The sequence below is a fragment of the Lysobacter enzymogenes genome (genome assembly GCF_017168095.1).
Lineage (GTDB): Bacteria > Pseudomonadota > Gammaproteobacteria > Xanthomonadales > Xanthomonadaceae > Lysobacter > Lysobacter enzymogenes_D.
In genome coordinates, this window is record NZ_LXSD01000405.1 from 1 (window position 1) to 4,285 (window position 4,285).

A 4,285-nucleotide genomic window follows, 5' to 3' on the forward strand; every position below is an offset into this window, starting at 1 on the left:
GCGACGGCGTCGCCGCGCGCAACCGCCTGCGCGCCGCATTCGCGCAAGGCCCGCAGTGGCGTCAGGGCGCCGCGCAACCGGCCTCGCCGCTGCCGCCGCTGTACCCGCCGCCCGCGACCTGATCGCGGCGGCTCCTGCTGCGGGAGAAAATTGTGTGGGAGGGACTTCAGTCCCGACGCTTTCGTGCCAGATCGCCGCGATCGGATAGGAAAGCGTCGGGGCTGAAGCCCCTCCCACAAAGACAGACCCGCTTACCGCGAGCCGGCTGCGATCCATCTGAAATCCGCCGTTCCACTTGCGGGTGAAACTCCTGTGGGAGGGACTTCAGTCCCGACGCTTTTGCACCAGATCGCCGTGGCCAGACCGAAAAGCGTCGGGGCCGAAGCCCCTCCCACAGGAAAACCCGCGCCGTCCAGGCCCGGACCGCCTCCAAACCCCACCGTCCGGGCGTTTTCGACCCCCTGGTGTATCCTGCCCGCTGTTTTGGCCGGGCCCGTAAGAGCGAATCCATGAGCGAAACCGCGAACGCGCGCAAGCCGCTGCCGCTGCACTGGAAAATGGCGATCGGCTTCCTCGCCGGTCTCGGCCTGGGCCTGATCGTCTACGCCGCCGGCATCGGCAGCGTCAGCTGGGCGCAACTGAGCGGCCAGGCCTGCGAAGCCGGCGCGGCCGGCTGGCGCTGCGAATCGCTGCTCAAGCTGTTCACCGAAGTGATCACCGGCCCGGCCGGCGAGATCTTCCTGCGCCTGATCTTCATGCTGGTGATCCCGCTGCTGTTCTCGGCGCTGGTGATGGGCGTGAGCGAGATGGGCGACATCCGCTCGTTCGGGCGGGTGGGTTGGCGCACGCTCGGCCTGACCATCGTGATGTCGGGCCTGGCGGTGATCCTGGGCCTGCTGATGGTCAACCTGTTCCAGCCCGGCGCCGGCATGGACCCGGCGCAGGCGCAGCAGTTGATGAGCGAGAACGCCGAGCGCGCGCAAAGTATCGTCAAGGGCAGCACCGACGCGCCCAAGGGCATCCAGATGCTGGTGTCGATCGTGCCCAGCAACGTGGTCCAGGCCGCGGCCGACGACGCGATCCTGGCGGTGATGTTCTTCGCCCTGATGATCGGCGTGGGCATGGTGCTGACCAAGTCCAAGGCGGTGGACACGCTGCGCGACGGCGTGCAGGGCCTGTTCGAAATCTCCATGACCCTGATCGGGCTGGTGATCAAGCTGGCGCCGTACGCGGTGTTCTGCTTCATGTTCAACCTGTCCTCGCAGTTCGGCTGGGACCTGTTGTTCAAGCTGGCCAAGTACGTGGCGGTGGTGGTGTCGGCGCTGGCCATCCACATGTTCGTGACCTACTCGCTGGCGATCAAATTCATCGGCGGGCGTTCGCCGCTGGAATTCTTCAAGGGCGCGCAGGAAGCGATGGTGCTGGCGTTCTCCACCGCGTCCAGCAACGCCACCCTGCCGACCGCGCTGCGCGTGGCCGACGAACTCAAGCTGCCGCGGCGCATCTCGCGCTTCGTGCTGACCGTCGGCGCCACCGCCAACCAGAACGGCACCGCGCTGTTCGAAGGCGTGACGGTGATCTTCCTGGCCCAGTTCTTCGGCGTGGATTTGACCCTGGGCCAGCAGGTGATGGTGATGCTGGTGTGCATCCTCGGCGGCATCGGCACCGCCGGCGTCCCGTCGGGCTCGCTGCCGGTGGTGGCGATGATCTGCGCGATGGTCAAGGTGCCGCCGGAAGGCATCGGCCTGATCCTGGGCGTCAACCATTTCCTCGACATGTGCCGGACCACGCTCAACGTCACCGGCGACATCGCCATCGCCTCGATGGTGTCGCGCGGGGTCGAGGATCCGCCGGCGGAGACGCTGGCCGATTGAGCCGCGCGATCCGCGATCGCGAAAAGCCCGCCCTCCGGCGGGCTTTTTCGTTGTGACGGCTGCCCCTGTAGGAGCGGCGCGAGCCGCGACCGCGACAACTCAGCTGCGTCGAAACGTCCGCCGTAGTTGCGATGTCGCGGTCGCGGCTCGCGCCGCTCCTACAGGAGGTATGCCGAATCTGCCGCTTCGGGCGGGGAAAGCCGCCCCGGCGCCCGCGCGGCCGCCCCTGAACGGGCTCGGGGCGACACGGCCGCCCCGGGATGGGACAATGGCGCCTCTTCGCCGGCCCCGCCGCCCGCAACGGGCACGCCCCGGGCCGGTCTCCGCTCCGCCTCCCAGCCTCAGCCGCCCGAGCCCCATGACGACGCCCAGCCGCCGCGACCTTGCCAACGCCATCCGTTTCCTCGCCATCGACGCGGTGCAGGCCGCCAACTCCGGCCACCCCGGCATGCCGATGGGCATGGCCGACATCGCCGAAGTGCTGTGGAACGACTTCCTGAGCCACAACCCGGCCGATCCGAAGTGGTTCAACCGCGACCGCTTCATCCTCTCCAACGGCCACGGCTCGATGCTGCAGTACGCGCTGCTGCATCTGAGCGGCTACGACCTGCCGATCGAAGAGCTCAAGCGCTTCCGCCAGCTGCACTCGCGCACGCCGGGCCATCCGGAGAACTTCGAGACCCCGGGCGTGGAAACCACCACCGGCCCGCTCGGCCAGGGCCTGGCCAATGCGGTCGGCATGGCGCTGGCGGAGAAGATCCTGGCCCAGCGCTTCAACCGCGAAGGCCACGACATCGTCGATCACCGCACCTGGGTGTTCCTCGGCGACGGCTGCCTGATGGAAGGCATCTCGCACGAAGTCGCGTCGCTGGCCGGCACCTGGGGCCTGGGCAAGCTGGTCGCGTTCTGGGACGACAACAAGATCTCCATCGACGGCAACACCGACGGCTGGTTCACCGACGACACCGCGGCGCGCTTCGAGGCCTACGGCTGGCGCGTGATCCGCAAGGTCAACGGCCAGGATCCGGTCGAGATCAAGACCGCGATCGAAACCGCGCTCAAGCACGGCGACAAGCCGACCCTGATCTGCTGCCGCACCACCATCGGCTTCGGCTCGCCGGCCAAGGCCGGCAAGGAGTCCTCGCACGGCGCGCCGCTGGGCAAGGACGAAGTCGCCGCGACCCGCGCCGCGCTGAACTGGCCCTACGCCGAATTCGAAATCCCGCAGGACATCTACGCCGGCTGGCGCAACCGCGACCACGCCGCCGCCCAGGCGCAGTGGCAGCAGGCCTTCGATGCCTACGCCGCGCAGTTCCCGGCCGAAGCCGCCGAGCTCCAGCGCCGCATCGCCGGCGAGCTGCCGACCGACTTCGCCGCCCAGGCCGACGCCTACATCGCCAAGCTGCAGGCCGATGGCCAGACCATCGCCTCGCGCAAGGCCTCGCAGATGGCGATCGAGACCTTCGCGCCGCTGCTGCCGGAACTGATCGGCGGCTCGGCCGACCTGGCCCATTCCAACCTGACCCTGTGGAAGGCCAGCAAATCGGTCGCCAGCAGCGATCCGAACGCGAACTACGTCTACTACGGCGTGCGCGAGTTCGGCATGAGCGCGATCAGCAACGGCCTCAACCTGCACGGCGGCTTCATCCCGTTCGACGCCACCTTCCTGGTGTTCAGCGACTACGCCCGCAACGCGGTGCGCATGAGCGCGCTGATGGGCGCGCACGTGATCCACGTCTACACCCACGACTCCATCGGCCTGGGCGAGGACGGCCCGACCCACCAGCCGATCGAGCACCTCGCCAGCCTGCGCTACATCCCGCACAACGACGTGTGGCGCCCGTGCGACGCGGTCGAATCGGCGGCGGCGTGGAAGGCGGCGATCGCCCGCCTGGACGGCCCGAGCTGCCTGGTGTTCTCGCGCCAGAACCTGCCGCACCAGCCGCGCGACGCGCAGCAGGTCGCGCAGATCGAGCGCGGCGGCTACGTGCTGCGCGACAGCGACGGCGCGCCGGAAGTGATCCTGCTGGCGACCGGTTCGGAAATCGGCCTGGCCACCCAGGCCGCCGACCAGCTCAGCGCCGAAGGCGTCAAGGTGCGCGTGGTGTCGATGCCCTCGACCGACGTGTTCGACCGCCAGCCGCAGGACTACCGCGAATCGGTGCTGCCCAACGCGGTGCGCAAGCGCGTGGCGATCGAGGCCGGCGTCAGCGACTTCTGGCGCAAGTACGTCGGCCTGGACGGCGACGTCGTCGGCATCGACCGCTTCGGCGCCTCGGCCCCGGCCGAAGCCTTGTTCCCGTACTTCGGCTTCACCGTCGAGCGCGTGGTCGCCACGGTCAAGAAGCTCGGCTGAGCGGGCGCGGCATAGGCCGTCCCGCGCAGGCGGGGCGGCGGGCGAACGGGGACGC

The 4,285-nt window shown here is 68.9% G+C and carries 3 protein-coding genes and 2 pseudogenes; 3 read left to right on the forward strand and 2 right to left on the reverse strand.

The window, feature by feature from the left end; translation table 11 throughout:
* On the reverse strand, positions 1-276 hold a 276-nt coding region (locus tag A7A76_RS26800; protein WP_428995184.1), incomplete at its 3' end, for a DUF6053 domain-containing protein.
* Positions 252-383, reverse strand: a pseudogene (locus A7A76_RS26805) (DUF6053 domain-containing protein); the annotation flags it as partial. The pseudogene A7A76_RS26805 and the gene A7A76_RS26800, both read right to left, overlap by 25 nt.
* Between A7A76_RS26805 and A7A76_RS26810 the strand changes: the two are divergent.
* The 3 genes and pseudogenes from A7A76_RS26810 to tkt all read left to right on the forward strand — a co-directional run.
* A pseudogene (locus A7A76_RS26810) lies at positions 325-513 on the forward strand (DUF6053 domain-containing protein); the annotation flags it as partial. The pseudogenes A7A76_RS26805 and A7A76_RS26810 overlap by 59 nt on opposite strands.
* Positions 510-1,874 (forward strand): dicarboxylate/amino acid:cation symporter, encoded by a 1,365-nt coding sequence (locus tag A7A76_RS17170; protein WP_206412345.1) that lies wholly within the window; start codon positions 510-512, stop codon positions 1,872-1,874. The pseudogene A7A76_RS26810 and the gene A7A76_RS17170, both read left to right, overlap by 4 nt.
* A 358-nt stretch (positions 1,875-2,232) precedes the next feature.
* Positions 2,233-4,230 (forward strand): transketolase, encoded by a 1,998-nt coding sequence (gene tkt, locus A7A76_RS17175; protein ID WP_206412346.1) that lies wholly within the window; start codon positions 2,233-2,235, stop codon positions 4,228-4,230.
* Positions 4,231-4,285 lie beyond the last annotated feature (55 nt).

Coding starts and splice junctions, on each gene's coding strand:
- A7A76_RS17170 (WP_206412345.1), top strand. CDS start 510: ATGAGCGAAACCGCGAACGCGCGCAAGCCGCTGCCGCTGCACTGGAAA.
- tkt (WP_206412346.1), top strand. CDS start 2,233: ATGACGACGCCCAGCCGCCGCGACCTTGCCAACGCCATCCGTTTCCTC.